This is a genomic window from Leifsonia sp. NPDC014704 (genome assembly GCF_043083605.1).
GTDB lineage: Bacteria > Actinomycetota > Actinomycetes > Actinomycetales > Microbacteriaceae > Leifsonia.
Window position 1 is genome coordinate 819,922 of sequence record NZ_JBIBYW010000002.1, and the last position, 26,400, is coordinate 846,321.

At 64.7% G+C, this 26,400-nt stretch carries 18 protein-coding genes and 1 tRNA gene; 8 read left to right on the plus strand and 11 right to left on the minus strand.

Annotation, left to right across the window (positions count from 1 at the left end):
• The first annotated feature begins 77 nt into the window (after positions 1-77).
• From ACF1AJ_RS15440 to ACF1AJ_RS15470, 7 genes are all read left to right on the plus strand, one after another.
• Positions 78-3,860, plus strand: coding sequence for a beta strand repeat-containing protein (locus ACF1AJ_RS15440; RefSeq protein WP_391508144.1), 3,783 nt, complete (start codon positions 78-80; stop codon positions 3,858-3,860).
• Positions 3,861-3,924: 64 nt separating this feature from the next.
• Positions 3,925-4,413 carry an ester cyclase gene (locus ACF1AJ_RS15445; protein WP_391508145.1) on the plus strand — a complete coding sequence of 163 codons (489 nt, stop codon included), beginning with the start codon at positions 3,925-3,927 and terminating at the stop codon, positions 4,411-4,413.
• 190 nt (positions 4,414-4,603) lie between these two features.
• Positions 4,604-5,332: a hypothetical protein gene (locus tag ACF1AJ_RS15450; protein ID WP_391508146.1), complete on the plus strand. Its 729-nt coding sequence runs from the start codon at positions 4,604-4,606 to the stop codon at positions 5,330-5,332.
• 101 nt (positions 5,333-5,433) lie between these two features.
• The gene (locus ACF1AJ_RS15455) at positions 5,434-6,564 is read left to right on the plus strand and encodes a GTPase family protein (RefSeq protein ID WP_391508147.1); all 1,131 of its coding nucleotides are present in this window, start codon (positions 5,434-5,436) and stop codon (positions 6,562-6,564) included.
• A complete protein-coding gene (locus ACF1AJ_RS15460) occupies positions 6,561-8,012 on the plus strand; it encodes an N-6 DNA methylase (RefSeq protein ID WP_391508148.1) in 1,452 nt (483 codons plus the stop codon). Before ACF1AJ_RS15455 ends, ACF1AJ_RS15460 begins: the two co-directional genes overlap by 4 nt.
• A gap of 26 nt (positions 8,013-8,038) precedes the next feature.
• On the plus strand, positions 8,039-9,154 hold the full coding sequence (locus ACF1AJ_RS15465) for a hypothetical protein (RefSeq protein ID WP_391508149.1): 1,116 nt from the start codon (positions 8,039-8,041) through the stop codon (positions 9,152-9,154).
• Positions 9,155-9,156: 2 nt separating this feature from the next.
• Positions 9,157-12,534: a DEAD/DEAH box helicase family protein gene (locus ACF1AJ_RS15470; RefSeq protein WP_391508150.1), complete on the plus strand. Its 3,378-nt coding sequence runs from the start codon at positions 9,157-9,159 to the stop codon at positions 12,532-12,534.
• A 401-nt stretch (positions 12,535-12,935) separates the two neighbouring features.
• Here the strand turns inward: ACF1AJ_RS15470 and rmuC are convergent, their stop codons facing one another.
• The 5 genes from rmuC to ACF1AJ_RS15495 form a co-directional block, all read right to left on the minus strand.
• Complete coding sequence (gene rmuC / locus ACF1AJ_RS15475) at positions 12,936-14,519, minus strand: DNA recombination protein RmuC (RefSeq protein ID WP_391508775.1); 1,584 nt, start codon at positions 14,517-14,519, stop codon at positions 12,936-12,938.
• A gap of 242 nt (positions 14,520-14,761) precedes the next feature.
• Positions 14,762-14,835 (minus strand) — tRNA-Gly (locus ACF1AJ_RS15480).
• A 207-nt stretch (positions 14,836-15,042) separates the two neighbouring features.
• Positions 15,043-15,660 (minus strand): hypothetical protein, encoded by a 618-nt coding sequence (locus ACF1AJ_RS15485; RefSeq protein WP_391508151.1) that lies wholly within the window; start codon positions 15,658-15,660, stop codon positions 15,043-15,045.
• Positions 15,661-15,752: 92 nt separating this feature from the next.
• Positions 15,753-16,025, minus strand: coding sequence for a hypothetical protein (locus ACF1AJ_RS15490; RefSeq protein ID WP_391508152.1), 273 nt, complete (start codon positions 16,023-16,025; stop codon positions 15,753-15,755).
• A 100-nt stretch (positions 16,026-16,125) separates the two neighbouring features.
• Positions 16,126-18,576 carry a hypothetical protein gene (locus tag ACF1AJ_RS15495; RefSeq protein WP_391508153.1) on the minus strand — a complete coding sequence of 817 codons (2,451 nt, stop codon included), beginning with the start codon at positions 18,574-18,576 and terminating at the stop codon, positions 16,126-16,128.
• Between the two features lie 275 nt (positions 18,577-18,851).
• Here ACF1AJ_RS15495 and ACF1AJ_RS15500 point away from each other — a divergent pair, with 275 nt between their 5' ends.
• Positions 18,852-19,214 (plus strand): hypothetical protein, encoded by a 363-nt coding sequence (locus ACF1AJ_RS15500; protein WP_391508154.1) that lies wholly within the window; start codon positions 18,852-18,854, stop codon positions 19,212-19,214.
• A 16-nt stretch (positions 19,215-19,230) separates the two neighbouring features.
• On the opposite strand, the gene ACF1AJ_RS15505 is transcribed toward ACF1AJ_RS15500, so the two are convergent.
• From ACF1AJ_RS15505 to ACF1AJ_RS15530, 6 genes are all read right to left on the minus strand, one after another.
• On the minus strand, positions 19,231-21,912 hold the full coding sequence (locus tag ACF1AJ_RS15505) for an AAA family ATPase (protein ID WP_391508155.1): 2,682 nt from the start codon (positions 21,910-21,912) through the stop codon (positions 19,231-19,233).
• 309 nt (positions 21,913-22,221) lie between these two features.
• Positions 22,222-23,088: an ArdC-like ssDNA-binding domain-containing protein gene (locus tag ACF1AJ_RS15510; RefSeq protein WP_391508156.1), complete on the minus strand. Its 867-nt coding sequence runs from the start codon at positions 23,086-23,088 to the stop codon at positions 22,222-22,224.
• Positions 23,089-23,384: 296 nt separating this feature from the next.
• Entirely contained in the window at positions 23,385-24,263 is an 879-nt protein-coding gene (locus tag ACF1AJ_RS15515) for a WD40/YVTN/BNR-like repeat-containing protein (protein WP_391508157.1), read from the minus strand.
• Entirely contained in the window at positions 24,260-25,057 is a 798-nt protein-coding gene (locus tag ACF1AJ_RS15520) for a M23 family metallopeptidase (protein WP_301209979.1), read from the minus strand. The genes ACF1AJ_RS15515 and ACF1AJ_RS15520 overlap by 4 nt, the downstream gene beginning before the upstream one ends.
• A 98-nt stretch (positions 25,058-25,155) precedes the next feature.
• The gene (locus tag ACF1AJ_RS15525; RefSeq protein WP_301209978.1) at positions 25,156-25,743 is read right to left on the minus strand and encodes a DUF305 domain-containing protein; all 588 of its coding nucleotides are present in this window, start codon (positions 25,741-25,743) and stop codon (positions 25,156-25,158) included.
• Between the two features lie 90 nt (positions 25,744-25,833).
• Entirely contained in the window at positions 25,834-26,310 is a 477-nt protein-coding gene (locus tag ACF1AJ_RS15530; protein ID WP_391508158.1) for a DUF6153 family protein, read from the minus strand.
• Between the last annotated feature and the right edge of the window lie 90 nt (positions 26,311-26,400).

The window sequence follows — 26,400 nt, forward strand, 5'->3', positions numbered from 1 at the left end:
TTAATTCGAGCCTATGGGCGGGTTGCGTCACGGGCGTAGGAATGACGGTGCCGTCACGGCACGGGGACGTGGTGCGAGTGATACGACGCCAGGCGAAGGCTCGCGGCCGGAGCGCGAAGGACCACAGCGCAGCTCATCGAGCGGTCGCTGCCGCTCTGGCGACCCTGCTGGCTGTCGCGGGCTTCACCGTCGGCGTCGCGCCCGTGGCCGCGCCACCCGCGGCTGCGGCGTCGACCGGATGCGGCTACGCGAACTCGTCGGCGAACAACGGGAAGTACGCGTCGACGATCTGCTGGTTCGATTTCACGGCCTTCGATGAGACGACTGCACGGCAGGATTCGGGCCAGCCGCTGCAGATCACCCTCGATGGCGGCCTGGTCGCGAGCTTCATCGTGAAGGTGACCAAAGTCGGTACCACCCCCCTGATGAGTTTCGAGAAGCGGTCCACGCCGCTGGAGACGCGATTCGCGTTCGGCACGGATGCGTATCGCGGTATCCCCGGTCTGAACGCGCTGTACAGTCTCGCCGCCCCCGCGGGACTGAAGGCCGCCAAGATCTCCTTCGACAACATCCAGGTCACCGACGCACAGGGCCACCCCGTCGCCGGCTACTCCTTCATCGCCGCCGACGCGGAGGACAACGTGTCGGGGGAGAGCTTCGCCTGGAACTCCGATAAGCCGTTGAAGGAGATCGAACGGCTCGCACCGAACGGCGGCTGGGGCTGCAAGAATCCGGTCGGGATGGGGACGACCTCGGTCACCTGCGCGGGGACCGGATCAGGAGGCACGACGATCGCCGGCGGCAAGTCGACGGCACTGCTCGTCGCCGCCGACTCGCCCACGTCGTTCGCGACGACCTGGGCGACCGGCGCGCGGTCTGCGATCGCGATCGGCGTGCAGACGGCGAAGCTCACTGTGACCAAGCAGGTGACCAGTCGCATCGCTGGCGCGGACGCCTTCACCGTGACGGCGACGAACTCCTCGGGGACCGTCGTCGGTCAGGCGAGTACCGGTACCTCCGCCTCTGCCACCACCGGTGCGCTCGTCGTCGCGCCCGGCGGCACCTACACCGTGGGGGAGACCGCGGCAGCCGGTTCTCCGGCCGACCTGGCGAACTACGCCCCGTCGTGGAGCTGCGTGAATATGGCGGCGACAAGTCCGACGGTGCTGCCCTCCGGGCCGGGACTGACCCAGACCGTGGTCCCGGCTGCGGGTGACGACATCGTCTGCACCGTGACCAACACGGCGAAGAGCACGGGGATCTCACTTCAGAAGATCGCCGCACCGCCAGTGGATGTCAATGGAAACGGCATCACCGACGCCGGCGACACCATCGCTTACTCGTTCCAGGTCACGAACGTCGGTCAGACGGATATCGAGACGGTGGCCATCGCCGACAACAAGGTCAGCACCGTCACCTGTCCAGCCGGCCCCGTGGCGCCCACGGCCTCCGTCACGTGCACGGCCGACGATCCCTATCTGATCACCGCGGCGGATGTGACGGCCGGCGCCGTCGTCAACACCGCCACCGCGACGGCTCACCCGCTGGGCTCCGCGACAATCCTGACCTCGAACCCGTCCTCGACCAGCACCCCCACGGTCGCTCCGGCCCCCGCTCTGAAGCTCACCAAGTCGGCGTCCCCGTCCACCTCCGCCTCCTACGTCGCCGGGCAGCTGATCACGTACAGCTTCGTCGTGCGCAACACCGGAAACGTGCCGGTCGACGGCATCACCATCGACGACAGCACCTTCACTGGGACGGGAACGCTCAGCGCCCTCGACTGCCCCGCCGGGTTCGGGACGCTCGCCCCGAACAGCGAGGCGACCTGCAACGCCACCTACACCCTGACCCAGCCCGATGTGAACGCGGGTCAGCTGAGCAACTCGGCGACCGCGACGGGCGTTCCGAACGGCGGTCCCGCGACCGTCACGACCGCGCCGTCCGGGGCCGTCATCCCGATCGACCCGGCCGCAGCCGTCACACTGACCAAGCGGGCGAACCCCAGCACGGCCGAGTTCCCAGGCGACGTCATCACGTACGAGTTCGACGTGACCAATAGTGGCAACGTGACGCTCAGCGATGCAGCGATCACCGAGACGGCCTTCTCCGGAACCGGAGGCCACCCCGCGCCGGCCTGCCCGCCCGGATCCTTCATTCCCGGACAGACGATCACCTGCACCGCCGCTTACACGCTCACGCAGGCGGATGTGAACGCGGGCACGGTCACGAACACGGCGACCGCTTCCGCGACTGCTCCGAGCGGACCGAACCCCGTCTCGGCGGCATCCACCGCGACCGTCATCATCGCCGCAGACCCTTCACTCGCCCTGGTGAAGACGGCTGCTGTCGCCGGGAGCGGGGTCGCAGGCGACGTGGTGACCTACTCGTTCGTGGCGACCAACACCGGCAACGTCACCCTCACGGGCGTCGCGATCGACGAGACGGCCTTCAGCGGCACCGGCTCTCTTACCGGGATCGTCTGCCCGGACCCGACACTGGACGCCGGCGAATCGACCACCTGTACCGCGACATACCCGCTGACTCAGGCGGACGTGAACGCGGGTTCCGTGACGAATACGGCGGTGGCGACCGCGACCCCCGTCGGGACCTCGGCCGACATCGTGTCGCTGCCCGCGCAGGCGGTCGTGGCTACCCGGTCGGAGGCCGGCATCACGTTGCAGAAGTCGGCGAGCCCCGGTTCGGCGGCATCCGCGGGCACGGTCGTCACCTACTCGTTCGTCGTCACGAATACGGGAACGGTCGACCTCGCCAACCCGTCCGTCGACGAGACCGCCTTCACCGGAGCGGGCACGCCCCCGACGGTGACCTGCCCGCCGGCGCTCCTGCACCCCGCGGGCACGGCGACGTGCACCGCCTTGTACACCCTCACGCAGGCCGACGTGGATGCGGGAAGCGTCGCGAACACGGCGACCGCCACCGCGACCGCTCCGTCGGGCATCGCGGCACCCGTATCCGCCTCCTCCTCGGCGACCGTGACGATCGCGCCGGCGCCCGCCCTGACCCTGGTCAAGTCCGCCTCACCCAGCACCGCGGCGGACTTCACCGTCGGCCAGGTGGTCACCTATTCCTTCGCGGTGACCAACACCGGCAACGTGACGCTCACCGATGTCGTGGTCACCGAGGGCTCCTTCACCGGGACGGGCACCCTGCCGCCTGCTACCTGCCCGGCCGGCGCGGCAGTGCTCGCGCCCGGACAGCAGGTCGTCTGCACCGCGGAATACACACTGACGCAGGACGATATCGACGCCGGCTCGGTGACGAACGCCGCCACTGCCACCGCGGACCCGCCGGGCACCACGCTTCCGCCAGTGTCCCCCGGTTCGTCTGTCACCATCCCGGAGTTGGCGAAGCCGGCGCTGAGCATGGTCAAGACGACGCCGACGACCGCGATCACTACCGCGGGCCAGGTGGTCGGCTACACCTTCACGATCACGAACACCGGCAATACGACCCTCAGCGACCCGAAGGCCGTCGAAGGGTCCTTCAGCGGCACCGGGAAGATGTCCGCCCCGGACTGCCCGGCCGTCCCGCTGGTCCCCGGCGCGACCACGGTGTGCACGGCGTCCTACACGGTCCAGCTCGCCGACCTCACCGGCGAGCCGCTCGTGAACACCGCGATCGCGTCCGCGACCGATCCCGGCGGCGCGACCGTGGGGTCAGCCCCGTCGACCGCACGTATCACCGACGTGGTGGCCGCGCCCATCGCCGCGCAACCGACGCCGTCCGGGCTCGCGTCCACGGGCCTCGCCGTGGGCGGCTCGGTCGCTGCCGCCGCGATACTCCTCTTGTCCGGGCTCGCGCTGGTGTTCGCGCGCCGTCGACGGAGGCTCCTGGCGTAGGCCTCGCGCCTTCCTGGGCCATTCAGGGGTGCCCGAGCGGGGCCTCGGCTTCTAGCCTGTGCGCATGGCAGAAGAGGTCGAACGCGAGCACCGGTCAAAGCTCACCGAAGCAAAGGGATTGGTCCGCCGACATTTTCAGGAGATCTGGAACGATCGCCGGTTGGACGCGTGCGACGAGCTGATGGCGGACGACTTCTTCGAGCACGCCCCCGCCCCGTTCAGCCAGACCCCGCCCGGCCGCGTGCACGGCCCGTCGGCGATGCGCGGAACGGTCGCCTGGCTGACCGGCCAGTTCCCCGACCTGCGAATGGATGTCGAAGCTCTGATCGCCGAGGACGACGTGGTCGCAGCGCGGGTGGTGGCGCGCGGGACGTTTCTCGGGCAGACCGCCGGCGGCCCGCCGCCGACGGGCAGGTCCTTCGAGGCGCGACAGACGCACTGGTTCCGCGTGGCGGGGGGTCAGCTCGTCGAGCACTGGGCGACGCGCGACGACCTGACCACCATGATCCAGACGGGGATCGTCCGCCCGCCGGCCGGAGGCCCCCCGGCGTGAGCGCCTCGCGGAGACCGACAACTGGTGTCACGTCTCGCGCTGATTGGGCATTTTTAAGCTAGTTGGGCGCGCGCCGGCCCAAGCTCGCGCATGGTCTGCTCGTTTCGTCTTTCAGTGCTGCCGCCTGCAGTGGACAAGGCGAACGGCGATGCGACCGGCCCCGCTTGTCCGCAACTGAGATGCTCAAGTCATGAGTGCTCTTTCCGAGGTGGCTGGTCGGTACAAGCTTGCTTCGTATTGGTGGTTGGCGAGTGAACTGGTGCGACGCAATCCCAAGCTCGAACTGAGGGAGACGTATCCGAACGACGGGTTCTACGACTGTCTGTCGCTGTTCGGGGATGGCTCTCACGGCCCCGTACATATCGACTTGAACCGTGTTGGCAGCGTGCATGTGCACCCCGACCACATCCACTTCACCGAGGTCGGTGAGTTGATGTCCCAGGAGAATCCTCATGAGGCGGTCAAGCGGATCGAGGAAGTCGCTGGTCTGACGCCCGCGATCAAGGCTCCGGCGAGCAGCGCTCGGGTCGTGACTCTGCGGGTAATGGCGGCCCTCATGAATTACCTGGTCAACGATCGGTCACGATGGGACCTGAGGATGCTGACACCCGGCTCCTCTGGCTATGCGATCCCGATTCTCGACACGATTGGCATGGATCAGAACAAGTCGCCGTTACCTGAAGTGTTTCGCGACGTTGCCGATTTCCACGCATTCCTGATGAGTTCGCGCTTCGCAGAGTTTTTCGTGCCGGGCCGATTCTGGGCGCTCAGACGCGGCGACGACGTGGTGGCCGTGTTCGATACCCAAGGGTTCGTGCACACCGCAGACGCACGAACGGCCTTGCGTCCTTTGTACGCGCGCACGGGACGCAACATCACGCAAACGATGGTGACGGCGCTCGCAGGCCTCCTGCCCTAGGTTGTCGTAGTCGCCGACCGTGGGCCGTACTCGCCGACGCGCCTCCCCAATCCTGGGGCCACGGCCCACCGATCACCCTTCGCCCCGGCATGATTGCTGTTATGCGTGAGGAAGAGGATTTCGAGGCCGCACTGACCGAGGAGGCGGAGGCGACGACTGACCGAGCCAATGTCGCCCTGTACGGCGCCACCGGCGCAGGCAAGTCGACCCTGCTCAATGCCATCTTCGGCGAGCAAGTGGCTGAAACCGGTGTCGGCGAGCCAGTGACCGACAAGACGGAGTTGTACGTCAACGCCGCCGGAACTCTCGCCGTCTACGACGGCGCCGGCCTCGAGATCGGGGACAAGTCTCCGATCCGGGACATTGCACGACGGCTCGGCCGTAACCGTAAGGGCGACTTGGCTGCACTCATCCATGTCGCCTGGTACTGCGTGAACAGCAGGACGGATCGACTCGAGGAGGGACAGCGGAACGTCATCGAGAAGATCGCCGCGCATGGGATCCCGGTCGTCCTCGTTCTGACGAAGGTCAACGTGCGCGACGGGCAGGTTGACCCGGCGGCGCAGGCTCTTGCAGACGCGATCGAGAACATGAAGCTGCCCATCGTCACCGGCCGTCCGGTGATGACATCTGCCGTCGATGACAAGTTCAACGGCACTGGCCAGTACGGGCTCGAAAGTCTCCTCGACGTCACGTACCGCGTTGTGCCAGAGGCCCAGCGCATCGCCCTCGCCTCGGCGCAGAAGATCGACCTTTCGATCAAGGCGCGCTACGCGCGGTCCTGGATCGCCGGTGCAGTGGCCTTCGCAGGCGGCGTGGGCGCCACCCCGATTCCGCTTGCAGACGCGGCGCTCCTCGTCCCGGCACAGGCCGCCCTCATGGCGAAGATCGCGGGCATCTATGACATCCCGAAGGAGAAGGCGGCCAAGTTGCTGGCGGCCACGCCAGTCGCGGCTGCCGCGGGCGGCAAGATCGCTGCAGCCAACCTGATCAAGCTCGTACCGGGAGTCGGTCTCATGATCTCGGCCGGAGTCGCAGCGGGCATCACCGGTGTGCTCGGAGAGAGCTGGCGCGTCACCACGGAGAGGATTTTCAAGGGCGACATCGACCTCGACAATGTCGAGAAACTGGTCGACTTCGCGAAGATGTTCGCGGAAAACGTCAAGAACGGCACGGGCGCCCGGGAAGCCGATCCCGTGAGCCCACTGGCGCTGGGAGAAAATGAAGCGTGATTACGGGAGAACTGAAGAGCAGGGTCAACCGCGTCTGGGACGCATTCTGGGCCGGAGGGATCAGCAACCCGCTCGAAGTGATCGAGCAGATCACCTATCTGTTGTTCATCCGGCGCCTCGACGACCTGCAGACGCTCGCCGAGAAGAAGGCGCGGGTCACCGGCGCGCATGAGCGCAGCATCTTCGGCCCCGACCAGCAGCACCTGCGCTGGAGTCACTTCAAGAACGCTGAAGCCGACCAGATGTTCAAGGTCGTCGGGGAAGAGGTCTTCCCTTTCCTGCGCAACCTGGGCGGCGATGGGTCCACTTACTCGGAGCACATGAAGGATGCGCGCTTCACCATTCCGACGCCCGCGCTACTGAGCCGCGTCGTGGACATGGTCGCGGAGATCCCGATGGACGAACGCGACACCAACGGCGACCTCTACGAGTACCTGCTCTCGAAGATCGCCTCGGCCGGTACCAACGGTCAGTTCCGCACCCCGCGGCACATCATCCAACTCATGGTCGACCTCATGGCTCCGCAACCCGGCGATGAGATCGTCGATCCCGCGTGCGGCACGGCCGGTTTCCTGGTGGCAGCCAGCGAATACGTGCGGGAGCATCACGCGGACGCGCTGCTGGACGCGACTCAGCGAAAGCACTTCCACGAGTCGATGTTCCACGGCTACGACTTCGACCAGACCATGCTGCGCATCGGCTCGATGAACATGCTGATGCACGGCGTGGAAGCCCCCGACATCCGCTACCAAGACTCCCTATCCGGTGGTGCGGACGTGGCGAAGTTCAGCCTGATCCTCGCGAACCCGCCCTTCGCCGGCAGCGTGGATGCGGAGGGCATCGCCAAGGACCTCACCCGGGTCGCGAACACCAAGAAGTCTGAGCTGCTCTTCCTCGCGCTCTTCCTCAAGGTGCTCAAGCCTGGCGGCCGCGCCGCGGTCATCGTCCCGGACGGCGTGCTCTTCGGCTCGACCAAGGCGCACAAGGCTCTGCGCCAGGCACTGATCGACGACCAGAAGCTGGATGCCGTGATCAAGCTGCCCAGCGGTGTGTTCCGCCCGTACGCAGGAGTGTCGACGGCGATCCTCTGCTTCACCAAGACGGACTCAGGCGGCACGGACGACGTGTGGTTCTACGACGTGCAGGCCGACGGCTTCTCCCTCGACGACAAGCGCAACCCGGTGGAGGCGAACGACCTGCCGGACGTGCGCGCCCGCTGGGTCGAGCGCGCCGGCTCGGAGCGCTCGCGGGAGCGCACGGAGCAGTCGTTCACCGTGCCCAAGGCCGACATCGTCGCGCAGGGTTACGACCTGTCGATCAACCGCTACAAGGAGGTGGTGCACGACGAGGTCGAGCACCGCGACCCGATGGAAATCCTGGCCGACATCGAGACGCTCAACGCGGAGATTGAGGCCGGGGTCGCGGAGTTGAAGGGGCTGCTGGCGTGACAAGACTTGGTGAGATGCTCCGGCCGGTGGACGACCCAGTACGCGTCGATGATCCGGCCACCGTGAAACTCATCTCGGTGAGGCTGCACGGTAAGGGCGCTGTACAGCGAACGATCGGCGACGGCAAGGCGCCGAAGCCATTCATCGGCAACCGCGGTAGGGCGGGGCAGTTCGTCTTTTCGCGTATCTGGGCGCGTCGGGGCGCGATGGCCGTTATCCCAGCGGAGCTCGACGGCGTGGTTGTCACCAACGAGTTCCCGATCTTCGAAATAGATCGAAGCACGTTGAACCCAACCTTTCTTAGTTTCTTCGTGCAGACGCCTCGGTTCCGTCGTGAACTTGAACGGATCAGCGCGGGAGCCTCCGGACAGAACCGTGTGAAAGAGGCTTCATTTCTTGCCCTAGACCTCGCCATCCCGTCACTCGACGAGCAGCGCCGCATCGCCGCCATCCTCGATGCTGCTGACGTGATCCGCGCGAAGCGCGAGGCCACCCTCGCCCGCCTGGACGCCCTCCGTTTGGCGCTCTTCGTGGATATGTTTGGAGGCCTTGAGGCATCGGTGCCGTTCGGCGAGTTAATCAGCGACGGCCCCACCAATGGGCTCTACAAGCCAGCGGCCGACTACGGATCAGGCTCACCGATTCTCCGCATCGACAGCTTTGACGCGGGAGTCATTCACGCCGAGCGATGGCAGAGAGTCCGCCTGTCAGAGAGCGAGACATCTCGCTTTGGCCTTCAGGCCGGCGACATCATCATCAATCGGGTGAACGCCCTATCGCATCTCGGTAAGTCAGCTCTCGTCCGGCGCCTGGAAGAACCTTCTGTCTACGAGTCCAATATGATGCGTCTTCGAGTGGATTCCGGGAAGGTGTTGCCAGGATTCATCGTGGCTTGGATGCAGACGGATTCATACAAGCGACAGGTGCTACGCAAGGCGAAGAAAGCGATCAACCAGGCAAGTATCAACCAGACGGACGTGCGAAGCCTGATGTTGGCCGTCCCAACCCTCGACTCCCAGCGGACGTTCGCAGCTCGCGCAGAGCGCATCGACGCCCAACGCGACGCCGTTCAGCGCGCCCTCGCCGCCGACGACGAGCTGTTCGCCTCCCTACAATCACGGGCGTTCTCTGGGAAGCTCTGACCGTGAGTAACTTCGCGTTCGTTCGCGACGCCCTGCCTGAGCTGCATGCCGAGTGCGCCCATGCGGAGTCGTATCTCACGACCGATCCGCGGTCAGCGTGCTTCTACGGTCGCCGGGTGGTCGAGCAGCTGGCCGACTACCTCTTCGATGTCATGGGGTTGCCTCTTCCGTATCGTGACGATCTGGCGGCCAAGACGAATGACCCGGCGTTCAAGGCGAAAGCCGGACCGGCGGTCGTGGGCAAGCTGAACCTCGTCCGACGGCTGGGCAACGACGCAGTGCACAAGGCGGCTCCGCCGTCCACACGCGACGCGCTCGGCGCATTGCGTGAGGTCTTTCACCTGATGGTCTGGGCCGGGCTCCACTACTCGGCACGTCCAGAGGCGGTTCCCACCGGTGCGCAGTTCGATCCGTCCCTTGCCGAGAAGGCAGCCCCGCTGACGCGTGATCAGGTGCGGCAGCTGGCCGCGAAGTTCCGTCAGCAGGACGAAGCGCACGCGAAGGCGCTCGCCGAACGCGATGAGCTCGCCGCCGCCAAGGACGCAGAGATCGAGGCACTGAAGGCGCAGATCGCCGCCGCCCAGGCCGCCGCGAAACCGGACGACCACGACTATGACGAGGCAGCGACACGAGACCTCTTCATCGACCTCCTGCTGCGCGAGGCCGGCTGGCAGGTGCTTGGGTCGGACGCTCCCGGCCCGTTCAGCGACGCGGCGTCGGTCGAATATCGCGTCGCGCCCGTCCCGAGCCCGCAAGGCTTCGGATTCGCGGACTACGTCCTCTGGGGTCCCGATGGTCTACCGCTGGCGGTCGTGGAAGCCAAGCGGACGAGGAGATCGGCTCAGGCCGGCCAACGCCAGGCAGAGCTGTACGCCGACGCGCTGGAGGGGATGACGGGGCGCCGCCCGGTCATCTACTACACGAACGGCTATGAGCACTGGCTCTGGGACGACGCAGCCGGATACCCGCCACGAGCCGTCTCGGGTTTCATGACCAAGGACGAACTCGAGCTCGCGGTGCAGCGCCGACAGACACGACTCCCGCTCTCGTCGGCCATGGTCGACGGCGCCATCGTCGAGCGGCCGTATCAGCTTCGCGCCATCAAGGCGGTCGGAGGCGCCTTCGACAAGAAGGAACGTTCGGCACTTCTCGTGATGGCGACCGGCTCGGGTAAGACGCGCACCGTCATCGCGCTGGTCAAGCAGGTTCAGGAGCGTGGCTGGGCGAAGCGGGTGCTGTTCCTCGCCGACCGCACCGCGTTGGTGAAGCAGGCGGCCCGCGCGTTCCGGGAGCACCTCCCCGGCTCCACCACTGTCGACCTGGTTACCGAGAGAACCGCGGAGGGACGCGTTTACGTCTCGACATACCCGACCATGATGAACCTCATCGACGAGGTAGACGACCGAGGCCGCCGATTCGGCCCTGGCTATTTCGACCTCATCGTCGTCGATGAGGCGCATCGCTCGATCTACGCCAAGTACGGTGCGATCTTCCGGTACTTCGACGCCATGCTGGTGGGCCTCACCGCAACGCCGAAGGATGAGGTGGATCACAACACCTACCGCCTCTTCCACCTCGAGAACGGCGTCCCCACCGACGCGTACGGCCTGGACGAAGCCGTCCACGACGGCTACCTCGTGCCGCCTCGCGCCATCGCGGTTCCGACGAAGTTCATGCGCCAGGGCATCCGGTACGACGACCTGACCGAGGAGGAGAAGGACCAGTGGGACAGCGCCGACTGGGGCGAGGACGGCGTGATTCCGTCCGAGGTCGGTGCGGCCGAGTTGAACAGCTTCCTCTATAACGACGACACCATCGACAAGGTACTGGAGACGTTGATGACGCGCGGGTACCGCGTCGCTGGCGGTGACCGGCTGGGCAAGACCATCATTTTCGCCGCCAACCAGCGGCATGCCGAGCGCATCAAGGAGCGTTTCGACATCGCCTATCCGGAGTCCGCGGGTAAGTCGGCGCAGGTGATCACTTACCAGGCTTCGTACGCGCAGTCGTTGATCGACGACTTCTCCCAGCCGGGCAAGCAGCCTGACATCGCGATCAGTGTCGACATGCTCGATACCGGTATCGACGTTCCCGAGGTGCTCAACCTTGTCTTCTTCAAGGCGGTCCGGTCCAAGGCCAAGTTCTGGCAGATGATCGGCCGGGGAACCCGGCTGAGTCCCGACGTGTTCGGGCCTGGTCAGGACAAGCGGGACTTCCTGGTGTTCGACTTCTGCGGCAACCTCGAGTTCTTCAGCCAAGACCTCCCGGGAGCGGAGGGGCAGGTTCAGGCGTCGCTGTCGCAGCGGATTTTCGAGGCGCGTGTCGCACTCGTCGGAGCCGTCGGCGATGTCGACCCGAAGCTCCGGGCGGCGACCGTATCCGGCCTCCGCGAGACGATCGCGGGGATGAACCTTGAGAACTTCCTCGTGCGCCCGCACCGGATGGCTGTCGAGCGGTTCGCGTCCGCGCAGGTCTGGGATTCGCTCTCTGCCGCCGACGTCGAGCTCGCTGCATCGCTTGCCGGGTTGCCAAGCGCAGTGCGGGAGAGCGACGAACTGGCGAAGCGACTCGACCTCCTCATACTGCGCCGCCAGCTCGCGCAGCTCGAGGGCGACCAAAGCCATTCCGACCGTCTTCGACGGACCGTTCAGGACATCGCTGCCAGGCTGCTGACCAAGACCGCTATCCCCTCGGTCATGGAGCAGGCGGTCCTGCTCGAAGCGGTCGCAGGCGACGATTGGTGGGTGGATGTGACGGTCGGCATGCTGGAGCTCGCTCGCCTTCGCCTCCGTGGACTCATGCGATTCCTCGAGCCAAGCGGCCGGGACCCGGTGTACGTCGATCTGGAGGATGTGCTCGGCGAGGCCACCGAGATCGCGTTGCCCGGCGTCACTCCCGGAATGGACTTCGATCGGTTCCGGTCGAAAGCCCAGACGTATCTCCGTGCGCATGAAGATCATGTCGCCCTGCAGCGGCTCCGCCGCGGACGCCCGTTGACCGAGACGGACCTGCAGGCGCTGCAGTCGATGCTCGCCGATGCCGGGGGAAACGAAGCGGACATCTCGCGCGCGGAGGCCGAGACCGGTGGCCTGACAGCGTTCATCCGTTCCTTGGTCGGCCTCGACCGCGACTACGTTCGCAGCACCTTCGAGCGCTATCTGGACGGCAGCGCCTTCACGGCCGAGCAGATCCGCTTTGTCGGCCTCATCGTCGAGGAACTCACGAGAAATGGCCGGATGGACCCCGCCCGCCTGTACGAGTCGCCGTACATCGACCACGCGCCTGCGGGGCCGGATTCGTTGTTCCCGGAGTTCGACATCGACGAGATCGTCGGGATCCTGCGGCGGATGAACGGAGACGGCGACAGCGAAGTCGCCTGACGTCCGCCGGCTTCGTATCGCCAACAGAGAGGTTGAGCAATGCCGAATCGCGTCTCGGGAGTCCGAGTATGCAAGACGTGTGGCCAGCATGTGCGGATCGGTGAATCCGGTCGGGTTCCCGCTCACACGAAGAAAGGGAAACCGTGCCTAAGCGCAGGCAAGCTGGCCGGCTCGGTCACCGAGCCCGTCAAAGTCGCCGAAGAACGACAGCGGCGTGCCAAGGAGCAGGTTCTGCGGGACGCGGAGCGCGCCCGGCACGCGGGATCGCTGGCTGAGAGAGCGACCATCCGTGAGTCGGAGCGTGCCGAGAGAGAGCAGCACCGGACGCGCTTGCAGGACGAGCTCGGAGGCTCGCAGAGCGTGCGGGCGTCGAGCGGCGGACTTCCGACCTTGGGGAGGCGCTAGACCCCGGCAAGATCGGCGTCGAGCTCATCGAGGTCCGTCGTATCGAGGTCGTCCGTCGGCGCCATGAGAGCGGTCGACAGCACGTCTTCGACGGGCTCGATCTCGGTGACCTCGACGGCGCGCAGCTTCCGCTCGACCGCGCGCGTTCGTCTGCCCGCCTCGTCGACTGTCTTCTGCGCGGTCTGGAGCTGCTTGCCCAGCTTGTCCCACACCTGGCCGTACTTCTGAAACTCCGTCTTTGCGGCGCTCAGCACCTGCCACACTTCCGAGCTGCGCTTCTCGATGGCTAGCGAGCGGAATCCCATCTGGAGGCTGTTGAGGAGCGACATGAGCGTCGTCGGGCCCGTCACCAGGACGCGCAACTCGCCTTGGAGCTTGCTCGCCAGACCGGGTTGACGCACGACTTCGGCGAACAAGCCCTCCGTGGGGAGGTACATGATGGCGAAGTCGGTTGTCTGCGGCGGGTCGATGTACTTCGATGCGATGATCTTCGCCTGCGCCAGGACGGCACGCTCCAAGCCCTTGCTTGCGGCGTCGATCTCCGCCTTCTCCCCGCGCTCCTGGGCTTCGAGAAGCCGTTCGTAATCCTCCTGCGGGAACTTTGAGTCGATCGGCAGGTACACCGGCCGCTGGTTGTCGTCTCGTCCCGGGAGCCGAACAGCGAACTCGACGCTCTCCTGCGTGCCCGCCTTGATGACGACGTTCTGCTCGTACTGACCGGGAGTGAGGATGTCGTCAAGCTGACGTGACAACTGGACCTCGCCCCAGCTTCCGCGGTTCTTGACGTTCGTCAGGACGCGCTTGAGGCCGCCGACATCGGAGGCGAGATTCTGCATCTCGCCCAATCCCTTCTGAACCTGCTCCAGTCGTTCGCTCACCAGGGCGAACGAGTCGCCGAGACGCTTCTCCAAGGTCCCTTGCAGCTTCTCGTCAACTGTTTCGCGCATCTTCTCGAGCTTGGTCTCATTGCCCTGTCGCATCTTCTCGAGTTCGTCGCGAAGCAGTGACTGGATCTCGATGTGCTTGGCCGCGTGGGCGGCAGTCAGCTCCTGGATCTTGGCGGCGTTCTCACGAAGAGACTCGCTCAGGGTTCCCTGCAGCTTCTCGTCCACCGTGCCTCTGATCAGTTCCAGTTTCTCGTCGAGGAGTGTTCGCTGGGTGTCGAGGCGAGACTCGATAGAGGTTCGGAACTCGGTGTTCGATGCGCCCACCGAGCGGGAGTTGGCGTCCATCCGTTCCGCGATCTCGGCCAGCCCGCTGGTAAGGCTGGCGTCTAGGCGCTTCTGCGCTTCCACCCGCTCGGCGCGGTCGCGCGCGAGTTCGTCCGATTGCGCCTGTGACGAGCTCATCAGACGCTGCTCCAGTTGCTGCTGAACGCCCATGATGACCTCACGAAGCTCGTGCCGCTGAGCAGACAGGTCACTTCGCAACTCGCTCTTCAATGCAAGGGCGTCCTCGCGAACGGGCGCCAGGTCGGTCGCTTGGCCCTGACGAGAGCGGAACGAAACGATGAGCACGCCCAGGACGATGAGCAACAGAACGTTGACGACGCCAAACGTTGCAACAAGCATTTCCACCACGGACTCCAATCGCGAAGGCTCAGTGCTTTGAGCAGTGGATCAGCTTATGGGCAGCGTGCGACATTGCAAGCGCTTGGCTCGGTGGCGCGCCGAAGGCGGCGCTGGATCGTGCAGAGAATCCCCTCAAACGGAACCAGAGACGAGTTTCCGCTGACTAGTAGCGATGACGTGGTGCGTCTGGATGCTTGTCGCCCAGGCCCAACAAGACTGTGAAAAGCCCAGATAGCTCAAGAACTGACAACTGGAGCGAGTGACGGGAATCGAACCCGCGCTATCAGCTTGGGAAGCTGAGGTTCTACCATTGAACTACACTCGCACGGCCCGGAATCCCAGTAAAACACTGGGAAGTAAGGCTGCCGCCCAGACTACCCGCTCAATGGTTATTGGCCAAACTCACCGTTTACTCACCGCTTTGAGAATGGTGACAGCCGGCGAGCCAGCTCGTCGATGTCTTAAACGACTCCGCGACGGTGGCTCGGCGCTATCGGCTGGAACAACCGAGTGTCCTCGTTCCCGCGCATGGTCAAGAGGCTGGCGCACCTGCGAAGAATGCGACCGCCTGCTTGACCTGAGAGTTGATGCTCCAGGTGCCGCCCGGAATCGCGGTGGCGGGCACGATTACGCAGACGACCCCCGTCGCTGTCGCGCCGCCGTACATCGTGCCGAGGCTTCCGTAGTTCACCTCCGGTGAAGCAGGCGTGCATCCCTGATCCTGGTAGGTGTTTCCGTCGTTGCCGACGTAGGCGATACGGAAGCTGCTACCCGGGTCCGCACCGTTAGCCACCTCGGGGGTGTTCGCCAAGGAGATGGTGAACTTCGTCTTCACGTAGGTCTGGCCGGCCAGCGGCGACTGGTTGAACTGGTTACCCGCGATTACCTCAGCGGTGGCGTCCGGGTTCGTGGCCTGACCGGTGAACGTCCAGACCGAGGCCGGGTCGTATTTGCCCGGGGTGCCGACGGGGAACGGGTTCGCTCGACTGCCGAGAGCGGCCTGCGGCGCGGGCGTCGGTGTGGGGGTAGGCGTTGCGGAGGGGCTCGCAACGTGAGACGAGACCGCGACCGGCCCGTTCACCGCACACCCTGACAACGCGAGCGTCACGGTGGTGAAAGCCGCTGCGGTGGCGAGGCTGTGAGTCTTCATAGGATCGATCGTATGAGTAGGTGACGAATCCTCGGCAGTCCCCGTACGGGTGCCCGACGTCGGACGTCTATGTCGCGTTGCCCGCGTCTCTTTCAGCGCCCGAACCTTCCGGTAGTGCGTCTGGATTCCCACCGCTCGAGTTGGTGCAGCTCCGCCTGTGAGTGACCAACCGCCGACATGGCTTCCTTGATGCGCGCGAGCGAGAGGCCCTCGGCGGCGGCGCGTTCTAGCAGCCTAGGCATCATCTCGTCGGCTTGCCCGTTTCGATCCCACCCGTTGTTACCGATGAAGTGCAGCGACTCGAGGAGCTCGTGCTGATCCTTGGTGAACCCGATCCAAGAGACGTGCGCGGGCGGAGGTGTCATGGATACATTCTCTTGTCTAAACGTCCCCAAGCGGATCCCTTACAGCGACTCCCACGATGCAGCTAGTGACCATAGTGTCGTCCGCTCGCGGGATCGGCTTCTACCGGTGCTTCTTGTTTCTGGGATTCAACCGTTTCGTCGCCCTCCGGGCAGACGGTGGCACGGGACGCCCCATGACCTCGACTGGCACAAGCCCGATAGTCTCTCCGAGCGCATCAAGCTCGCGATGTTCGCCGGGCGGAGCGTTGTCATAGCGAACGGATCGGATGTTTCCGCGCTGATCGAACAGGACCATCAACGCTCGATCGGATTTGATCTGATGCTTCTTAGCCGTTCCGTATGTCGCTAAGGAACGGCTGGCATCGCTAGGGGACATTTTCGTGGGCATGGTACCGATGAAGAGAGTTGGGTAGCCCCAGGCGCCAGCCAGCCCGACGAAGTAGTGGTGGGGCCGGCTATCAGCTTTGGTCGCGGCGATCAGATCGTTGATCCCTCGCGCGAGTCGTTTTTGCGATTCCCCGACGAGATTTAGTAGATCTGCCGAGAAGCGGAACCACCCCGGCTTGTTACCGTCCTGCAGAAAATCGACGAGTTCAAGCACGCTGCGGTGGGATTCGAACTTGGGTTTGGGTGATGGCTCACGTACTGACCCTTCGTTGAAGTAGATCCATGCGTCAAGTGGATCGGTGTGCGTCATCACCCGCGTCGGAACGGCGTTGCTGCGATATCTTTGCCGATCGCCGTTGGTTGGGCGGCGCACGCCCAGGAACTCCTCGCTGATGCGATCCGGATCAGGCTCCACGTATTGTTGCCCCGATAGGAAGAGCATGAACAGGTCCAGTTCATCGATGGCCCAATAGTTCAGCGAGACTTCAGACTCGGTGCGGCGTCGAAGGTAGAGCAGGAATTCTGCCGGCCGATCGAGCACCTCCGAGATGATCGCGAGGTCATGGAGAGAGACGATCCACGGGAACCGATCGGACTTGATGACATTGCCGCGGACCAACTCGTCCAGCGCGGTCCCCAGCGGCCCCATATCGTCGAGGCAAACCGCAACCGATCTCACCTCCCGGACCGCCGACAAGTCGAGCCACGTTTGGTCCTCAAGCCAGAGCCCGCCGTTGGTGCGGATTAGCCCCTCGAGCCGCAGGGCCTGGTCCGTAGCGTCGCCCACCGTGGCTCTAAGGTCACCAGTCAGTCGCTGGACATGGCCCCCTCGAGCCTGATGTGAGACGCTCCGCCCTTTGACTTCGACGCAGATCGCGACATCTTCGACGAGGAACAGGGCGTCGGCCTCCGTCTGCTCGGCGATTGACGTGATGTTCGTTGCGGCCGACGACAATTCGCCACGACTCACCCCGGGGTTGGGTCGGAAGTACTTGAGGTTCACGTGCGCCGGATCCGTGCCGAGCAGTTCGGTCATATACCTGATGGACGACTGCTCACTTACGATCATCCGGTGCTTCTCATACCGCCGCCATCGTGCCGCGTGGCCCTTGAGCCCCGCCTCGACCACCTGACAGAGACAATCAGTCCCAATCGGGACGTTCATTGTGATGTAGTTGCCGGCACCGTCGGTGATTAGGGACGCACTCCGGAAAGGATTATCTCCGGCAAGGAACGACGCGACCGCAGCGACCGGATCGCCCTCCCCGCCTAACGCGACGCTGAAGCGTTCCAAAACCCGCTCGACACGGCCCAAGGGGACTGCAGAGGCATCGGCGATCTCGGCTGCAGTGAAACTCGCCCGCTCTCCAGGGAAGAACATCAGATCGTCCGCCGCCGCCCTCCCCTGCTCGACCCGTTCCGGCGCCTGGTCGCGTCGACCGCTCGCCTCCCACTCCCCAGAAACTTCTCCAAGCGTGTCTCGGGCCGCGAAGAAGCGATCCAGATAAACAGTTCGGATTGCCTCGCGAACTAGCAGAAAGTCCTCGTACGCAAAGCCGAGGGATTCCACCAGAAGCGCGCCGAGGTGCTCGCTGCTGAACAGAGCATGGTTCAGTCCGTCGTGGATGTGCGCGTACTGCTTGAACTTCACATTGAGCTCGTGGCCCACGTAAGTGGCGGCCAGGCTCGTCAAAGGGCCAAACTTCTCGGCCTGCCCGTCCGACAAGAGCATGAACTGCCCCAGGCTGAGCAATGTCCCCGTCCTGTCATGGATGTCGGGTATCGCTCTTGCCGGGTGCGCTGCGCGCGGATCGACGCCTGGCGGCACGCGCATTCCTCGCGCCAGCAGAATCAATGCGACGAGCTCGACAGCCGCGGGTCGCTGATCTGAAAGACTCTCGCGGTAGCCCTCGAGCACGATCGGGGTCTCGCGGAGCCGCATCAGTTCGATGACATCGAATGCGTCCGCCTTACGGACGGCCTTTGCAATAGCTTCGACTTGTTCGCGTATTACGTCTGGTCCACGCGCTACCAGGTCAGCAAGCGTCTCACCGGCGCGAAGGCTTGCCAGGGATGACGCCATGCTCTGGATAGCGAACTCCAAACCTTTTTCGTCGGCGGAAATGATCCGTCTATCGGGGCCGCTGTCGTTGTGGTTTGCCACTCCAGTCACTTTCGTTTGGTTGCTGAACGTTAGCGTGGGCCGCCGACAGTGTTTGGGCCATCGCATCTCCAAGCGAGCGCTCCATCTGTTCGTGCCCGTGCGTGTCATCTACGAAACGCTCACCTCGTCGATATAAGACGACGCGAAGAGCGCGAGCGCGAGCGCAAGTCGCGGGGCAACTTCACACTTTGACGAACAGAACTTGAGTTGAGGCCGGGGGTGTCAGGCACACTGGAGGGGTGGAGCGCGAACCACCCCGACCGAGGCCCTCTGGAGTGTCGGACGAAGAAGCAGTTGAGTTGTGCAGAGAGTGGATGATCTATCTCGGCGCAGCTGACTCGGTCGTGGCCGCTGGGGCCGCACGAAACTCATGCGATCTCTATAGCTCTCGCTACCTGGGCTGGGTTGATAACAGCCGTGGAAACCTCGACGTCGATGCTGTGGAGAAGGCTGCGGCGTTGGCAGCTACAGATGGGCGTCAGCCGCTCATCTTCTTGCGCGGCGGTGTGCGCCCAGTCGCGCAAGAACGGGCCGACGTTCTTGGGGTGGCGCTCCTCAATTATCGGGAACGGGACCGAGCGCTCGACGGCAGAAGCCGTCTCGGGCGGGAGATCATCGCGACGGGGCTGGCCGAGTAACGGCCGGGCTGTCGGATCATCGAGACAATGTGGGCGACGGTGCGCCGACGGTCGCCAATGGTCGTGCGGCGCCGTTCCTCGCGGCACGGGCCAGTTCCTCCCGAGCGGCGAGTCGAGACTTCTCGATGGTTTCTTCTCTTAGCTGTCGCTGCATCGTGGCAGCCAGTTCCGTCCTTGCGGCCTCGACCGACGAGGCGATAACGACGGCATCGTTTCGCGACCGTCCGCGAGTAAGCCCGACGTAGAGGCCGGCGGCGTCGACGCCGGGACCAACAATGGCACGATCCGTGGTTTCGCCTTGGACGCCGTAGACAGTGCTGGCGTAGCCGAGGTGAAGATTGGCGCTTGCGTATTCGCGTGTGATCCGCCGCAGCGAGCTTGAGTCGGAAGTGCACGCCAGTGTGAGGTGCTCGTCCGTGATGCTCCTAATGATCCAGTTCTGGCGATTCTCTACTCCGGACGCATTGTCGTTCCTGCGGGTCTGAACCACATCGCCAACCAACACAGGCTGCCCCGACTGGCCCACTGCGAATGTTCGTGTGTCCAAAGCCCCAGACTCGATTCTCCGTGCCTGAATCGCTTCGTTGACCCGTTGAGCTTCTGCGTGCGTACCCGTCACTAGCGCGATCGTCTGCGCCTTGCGCGATGACTCGAGCCATGCGGCAACCATCGTTTGGTGTGCTTCAGCTTCGCTCGTGACGAGCATGAGATGCCCCGCCTGTTCGATCTCTTCTGCGATCGCGCGAGACTCCGCGAGACCACGTGAGTCGCGTATACGCGCGGACAGGTCGGCCCATTCTGGGTCGCGGAACCGGTGGATCTCGGTGAGTTCGATCTTCTCAAAGGCGGACCGGCGGAAGAGAGCCATCGCGCCGGAGTGCCCAACGGGGAGGGCCTGGTAGTCGTCGCCGACGACTGCGACGGTCGCGCCCGTACGGTGGATGACGTCGATGAGCGCGTTAGCGGCTTCGAGGTCGAGCATGCCGGCCTCGTCGACAACGATCCGATCACCAGGGCGGATCCGGGTTCGTGGGCCCCGGTAGTACTGCCCGGTCGTGGGGTCGGTGTCGCCGGGCTGGAGCAATTTCCATTCCGTGTTACCGGCGATGCCGGTGTTCCATCGCCAGCCGTAGTCATGAAGGAGCTGGTGGAGGCTGGAGGCGGCGCTGTGGGTTTCGCGTCCGGCGACGGTGGAGGCCTTCTTGGTGGGGGCGACGATGATCATGTTTCGCCCGTGGCGGCGCAAGGTAGCGCCGGCGACTTTGAGCATGGACGTCTTGCCCGTGCCAGCCCCCCCGGTGATGGCGACGACGGATGCGGTCCCGGCAATAGCCGATGCGCCATCGGTTTGATCGTTGTCCAGGAGTCGCTCGGGGTCGAGCACGTGAGCGATAGCGGTGATTTCCTCGACGGGGGCCGCGGTGCCGGGCGCGGAGAGTGCTTCGATTCGGTTGGCGATCGTGGCCTTCAGTGCAGCGGTGGAGGTGGCCATTCTGGACTTGATGTGTGAAGGAACATCGGGCTGGTCGAGCAGCGTGACGGTGTGTGCTCGTGCGGCGGCGATGACCTGCTCGGCTATGGTCGCGAGTTCTGTGAGTTCGGCGATGACGCCGGTCGCCGCGAGGGCGCGGAGTGCGCCGGCGCGGACGTCCATCAGGCTGAATCGGCCACCGGTGCCGGTTGCTCGAGCGTCAGCATCGACGATGGCTTTGGCGGCGAGGAGCTCGATGTCGAGATCCTCGATCGATGCCCAAGCCGCCTCGATACGAGGGCGCGCCGAAAGGAGCGCGGGGTCAACGGCAGCGAGTTCTTCGCGGACGAGCGCGGCCCAGTCGTCTTCGTTCAGATCGCCGGGCTTGTTGGGTCGGTTGGCTGCCCACGCCCACCGGTCGATCTGGTTCAACACGTCGTGGGAGGGTTCCTGTCCGGGGTGATGCTGCTTCCACCAGGCGGTGCGGGCGATCTTGTTGGCTTCGATCTGCGCGGACCGCTTCGACAACGGTCGCACCAGGTGCTGCAACTGGGCGATTTCCCCACTCTCGTTAAGGGTGAAGCCTTTCGCTGCCAGAGCGGTGGCCCAGGCGGGGTCGGTGCGGGCGGCGAGGTCGCCTTCGGCATTGATGACGTTCTGGAACCGCAACGCAACCCGAGTGTCCACGTTCGACCACCTCCCGTCGAGGCCTTGGACTTTCACGTTCAACCACAGGTGCCGGTGCTTATGCGGATCCAGCGAGCGGGAGCGTTCATGCTTGAGCTCGACCACCTCGACCCGAGCGAGGTCTTCCCTGATGCAGCCGCCCTTCCCACGCCGAGCGTTTAGCTCCTCCTGCCAGAGGTGGATGATCCGGTCCCTCAGTCGGTCCTGGAGGTCCTCGTACGCAGCGTTCAACTCCGGATCCAGCATCGCCGCAATGCTGAACGACTTCGGCGCGTTGATCGTCGCGTCCAACACCAGATCCGCATTGGGGGAGGACATCTCGAACCCGCGATGCTCACCGGTGAGTGGGTCGCTGCCATCGACCCAGGTGCGCAGCTGCTTCCGGGTGAGCAGATCATCGCGGATGGACCCGTCCTCCACGACGTACCGGGTCATCACCGCACCCGCGTAATCCGCCGCCGCGAGCACCCCTTCCGCGGTCTTCGCCGTCAGGTGCGAGTCGCAGACACCGCCGAACGCATAAGCGATCGCTTGCCTCACCCCCTGTGAGGCAACCCCTCGTTTCCACCGCGCCACACCCCCGCGCATGCCGCCCACGATACTCGCATTCCACAAAAAGTGCCTGCGTGCATTCACTCTTTTGCTGTTCGGCTCTGTCTCCCTTCTCTCGGCGTCGTCCTCACTTCGTTCGCTACTTTGTCGGTCTCGTCCGTGTCGCTTTTATCTCTACTTCGACTTGGTGCTTCCTGCTTCGTCTGTCGCCTATCCAGAAGCGCTCGCATCCTGAGTTGACGCGTTTGAGCATGAGGAAACCCCGGACCATTTGGACCGGGGTTTCCTGAGCGGGACTTATGCGTGGTGCTCGATGGCTTCTGCGATGGTGTGCGCTGTTCCGAGCACGCGCACGGCAGTCGCGCGGATCGCGTTGGTGTCTTCATCCGCCCAGCCCGTGATGTATCCGATGCTGTAGGCGCTGGTGTCGAACCCGTTCATGCCGCCGACGATGTATGCGACTGATTCGGCTTCGACCTCCATCTGTCCGCGGTGCGTGCGGTAGTCGTCGATGTCGTCGATGTGGCGCAGCTCGATGTGCGCGGTCTCGTGAATGAGAGTCTTAGCCGACTGTTCGGGGGCAAGGTCTTTGGCGAGGACGACGCGACGCCGCTCAGGGTCGGTGTACCCGCTCGCGATGGTGAGCGGCTCGCGTTGGATGCCCCATCCGTGGCCCGTTAGATAGCGGGTCAGGGGGGCGATGAGGCCGTGGTCGTCGTCCCCGATCAGCCGTCGGGTTGGGTCCTCGGGGAGCGGCTCCGCTCCCTCGATCGGGTCGGTCTGTGTGATGTCGAAAACGGATAGTGTGGGGAAGGACCGGACTACGCGTTCGTCGTCCTCGGTCGCTTTCTTCTGGTCGTCATCGTGAGCGAATCTCTTCTCCCGGTATCCGAAAATCTTGATCGATTTCTCGCCCCGGCGTACTTGTCGTCCCTTGGCCTGCCACTGACGAAATCCGGCGACATTGGTCGCCTGCGGGTTCTGCGACAAGATCAGCAGGACGTTGTTGAGGCTGTAGGTGTGGAAGGAGCGGGCGAACTCTAGGAACGCGCGCCACTGGCCGCTGTCGCTAAGTTGCTGGACTTGCTTCACGATCGACGCCTGCAGTGCCTCCGCCTCGGTCCGTCGATCTTCTGCGCTCCTTGTGGTGCTCTTGCCGCCCATGACCCCGACCTCCCTGATCGCTCTTCTTGCCGTTCCGGCACAGGGATCAAGAGCGAGCGGAAGCGGCGCAGTGCCCTGAGGAAGCGGTTGCTAAGCGCAGGGAGCGAAGCGAGCGCAGTCTGCAAATAGCGAGCGGAGGGAACGGAGCCGTCGGAGGTCGCTATGATCGGCTGCCGGATCGGAAAGAAGCCCAAGGGGGCAGCACGCCGAGGGTGTCCCGCCCAGGCCGCTTGTCCTCGTGAAGGCCGTTCCTCAGTTGCGTATGCGCCAGGAGTGAGTGCGGTGTACTCGAGGTGTCAGGGCGTCCAGAGTGGCGTCCACTGCACTCCCATGTCCGCGGTCGCAAAAATCCCGCGGTCTGTGGCGAGAATGACGCGGTCGTCGGTAGCGGTGAGCGCTTGGGCTGTCCCCGGCAGGACCTCGCCGCGGGTCCACGCGGCTCCGGCGTGCTTCCAGAGGTATCCGTCTGGCCCGATGCCGTAGACGGTGCCTTTGCCGGCAATGGCGAGCTGGTTGAGGATGGGGGCGCTGGTGTCCGTTTTGAATGTGCGGCCGCCGTCGGTGCTGATGGCGACTCCGGCTCGGGTGGCGGCGTAGATGGTGTCAGCCTTCCCGGGGTAGGCGGCGAGGTCGGTTGCTTCCAGAGTTGCGCCAACGGACCAGGTGTCGCCGCTGTCCTGGCTGTGCAGGAGCGCACCGGAGGCTGCGTCGACGCCGTAGAGCTGAACCGTCGTATCGACCCGGGCGGAGGTGAGTGCGTGGAAGTCGGTACGTCCGCCGAGTGATGTGTTGGTCCACTCATCGGCGTCGCCGGAGACGCGCATCAGTCCAACATTGGGCGCTTGGAAAGCTGCCGGGGAATCACTGCCGGGGTGCCCTGAGGCGAACGTGGTGTCGCCGACGGTGGTGAATGACATGGCATCGAAGCGTGCTCCGCCGAGCGGCCCAGTCAGCTCCGTTCCGCCGGCGATCTCGGGGAGGCGGTAGATGCCGTCGTGTGTTGCGACAAGAACGCGTTGCTTGTCGTCGATGGCGAGGTCGTGGACATGGGCGAGCGCGGCGACTGGATCGACGGTCCGCTGGGATGGTTCGCCGGTCGGGAGAGTGCACCCGGTGAGCAGCAGCCCGGTAACGATTAGACCTGCAGTCAGGGCAAAGCGGATGGGGGCGCTCACGAGCCGACCTTCTCTTTCATGTAGGGGTACGGGTCGATGAAGGCGCGATCGCGCATGATTCCGAAGTGGAGGTGGGCGCCGGTGCTCATGCCGGTGCTGCCAACCTGTCCGACGATGTCGGTGACTCGGACTTGGTCTCCGACATTCACGCGAAGGGAACCGGCGAGCATGTGAGCGTAGAGGCTGCTGATCCTTTCCCCGTCGATGACATGGTCGATGATCGCGTAGACGCCGAGTTCGCCGCTGGGGTTGCCGATTTCTGAGACCACACCGTCCGCGATGATTTGGATGGGGGTGCCGCGGCCTGGGTTCATGTCGATGCCCTGGTGCTTGGAGGAGCAGCCGGCGCAGGGTGCGCTGCGGTATCCGAACCCGTCGCTGATGGGCACGCCCTGAGTGAAGGGCCACTGGACCGGGGAGGCCGGGTTGTTGGTGAACGTATCGGCCGTGGAAGCGTAGCCGCCGGTCAGCGCTTGAGGGGCGGGCACGAGTGGTGGGGGTGGTGGTGGCGTGGTGACTGTGTAGCCCTCGCGCGTGATCGCCACGCCGGTCGCGTCCGCGTTGATGCTGACGGTCTGGGCTTGCTCGAGCACGCGGATCACGTCGATAGCGTCCGGTTCGGCAGAGTCGGCGAAGGCGGGGAGGGCAAAGGGTGCGGCGAGCAGAGTGGCGGCCGCGGTGGCGATGATGGTCTGCCAGGGTCGGTTCTTCCGGCGCGCGGATTTCGGCGCCACGTTGCGGCGCTGCGATCGAAGATCGCGTCTGCGTGAGTACGAAGGGGTTGGGGAGGTCATGGCTCTTCCGACGGGAGGCGAGGGGAGGAAAAGGACGGGTGCCGCCGCTGCAGGGGGGATTGGGGGATGCGGCGACACCCGCCCGTCGGTGGGACGGACTACAGGCTGCTGAGCAGGTCCTTCATCGTGGCGATCTCGGCGGTCTGATCTGTGACAATCTTCTTCGCCAGGGCCACGGCATCCGTGTTCTTCCCCGTCTTGACTTCCTCGTTCGCCATCTCGATGGCGCCCTGGTGATGCTGAATCATCTGAGTGAGGAACAACTTGCTTGCGTCCGCACCGGAGGCGTCCTTGAGGTCCCTCATGTCGGATTCGGACATCATGCCGCCCATGTCGTGGGACATGCCCATGGACACGTTCCAGCTGTTCAGCCAGCCGTTCATCGTGTCGATCTCCGGCTGCTGCGCGGCCTTGATCTTCTGCGCCAGCTCGGTGACCTTTGCGTCGACGCCGGTCTTGGCAAGGACCATGTCGGACATTTCGATGGCCTGCTGGTGGTGCATGACCATGTTCTGGGTGAACGATACGTCGGCGTCGTTGTGCTCGCTCGTGGCGGTGCTGGTGGCGGAGGATCCGCCCATGTCCATTCCGGAGTGACCGCCGGTGGTGGGGCTGGAGCAGCCAGCCAGGATGAGGGCGGTGGCCAGGGCGGCGCTGGAGGCGAGCGCCATCGTCTTGATCTTCATGTGCGTACTTCTCTCTTGCTCGAAAACTGATTCGTCAGACCGGCCGGTGGGCAGGCCTCGGTGCCCGGAGCAGGGCCGGGGACGGTCGAATCAGGTTCGGCTGATGGAGAGAACGTGAAGAGAGGGTGGTGAGGGAGGCGCCAGTACGGCGGGGAGGGCGGCGGTCAGCGCGGCGACGAGCCGGTGCAGGTCGTTGCCCCATCGGCTGAAGATCACCCGCAGGGTAACGACTAGCGTGAGCACGAGTAGTGCGAGCAGGCAGACCATGTTCGCCATGTTGTGGCCGGAGTCGCAGGTGCCGTTACAGTCGCTCGTTGGGCCGGGCATGCCCGTCATGGCGTTGTCGGCAATGGCGGCAGGATGTACTGCCGCCGTTGCGGTGGAAGCCACCGCGGCGTGGTCGTAAGTCGCTGCGGCGGTGGCGTGGTGGGTGATGTGGTCTCCGGCGACCGTGGTGAGCGTGTGCATGGCGAGGAGACCGACGACGATGCCGGTCACGGCGAGCAGCAGCACGACGATGCGCTGCATCCCGCTGAGCCGTGGCAAGCGGATGCTGTTGCTGACCACGACACCTCCTACGACGTTTCGACCGGATTCACGGTTCAGGGTACAGGCCCACGGGCGACGATGTTCTGGGAGTACGAGGACGCACGCGAC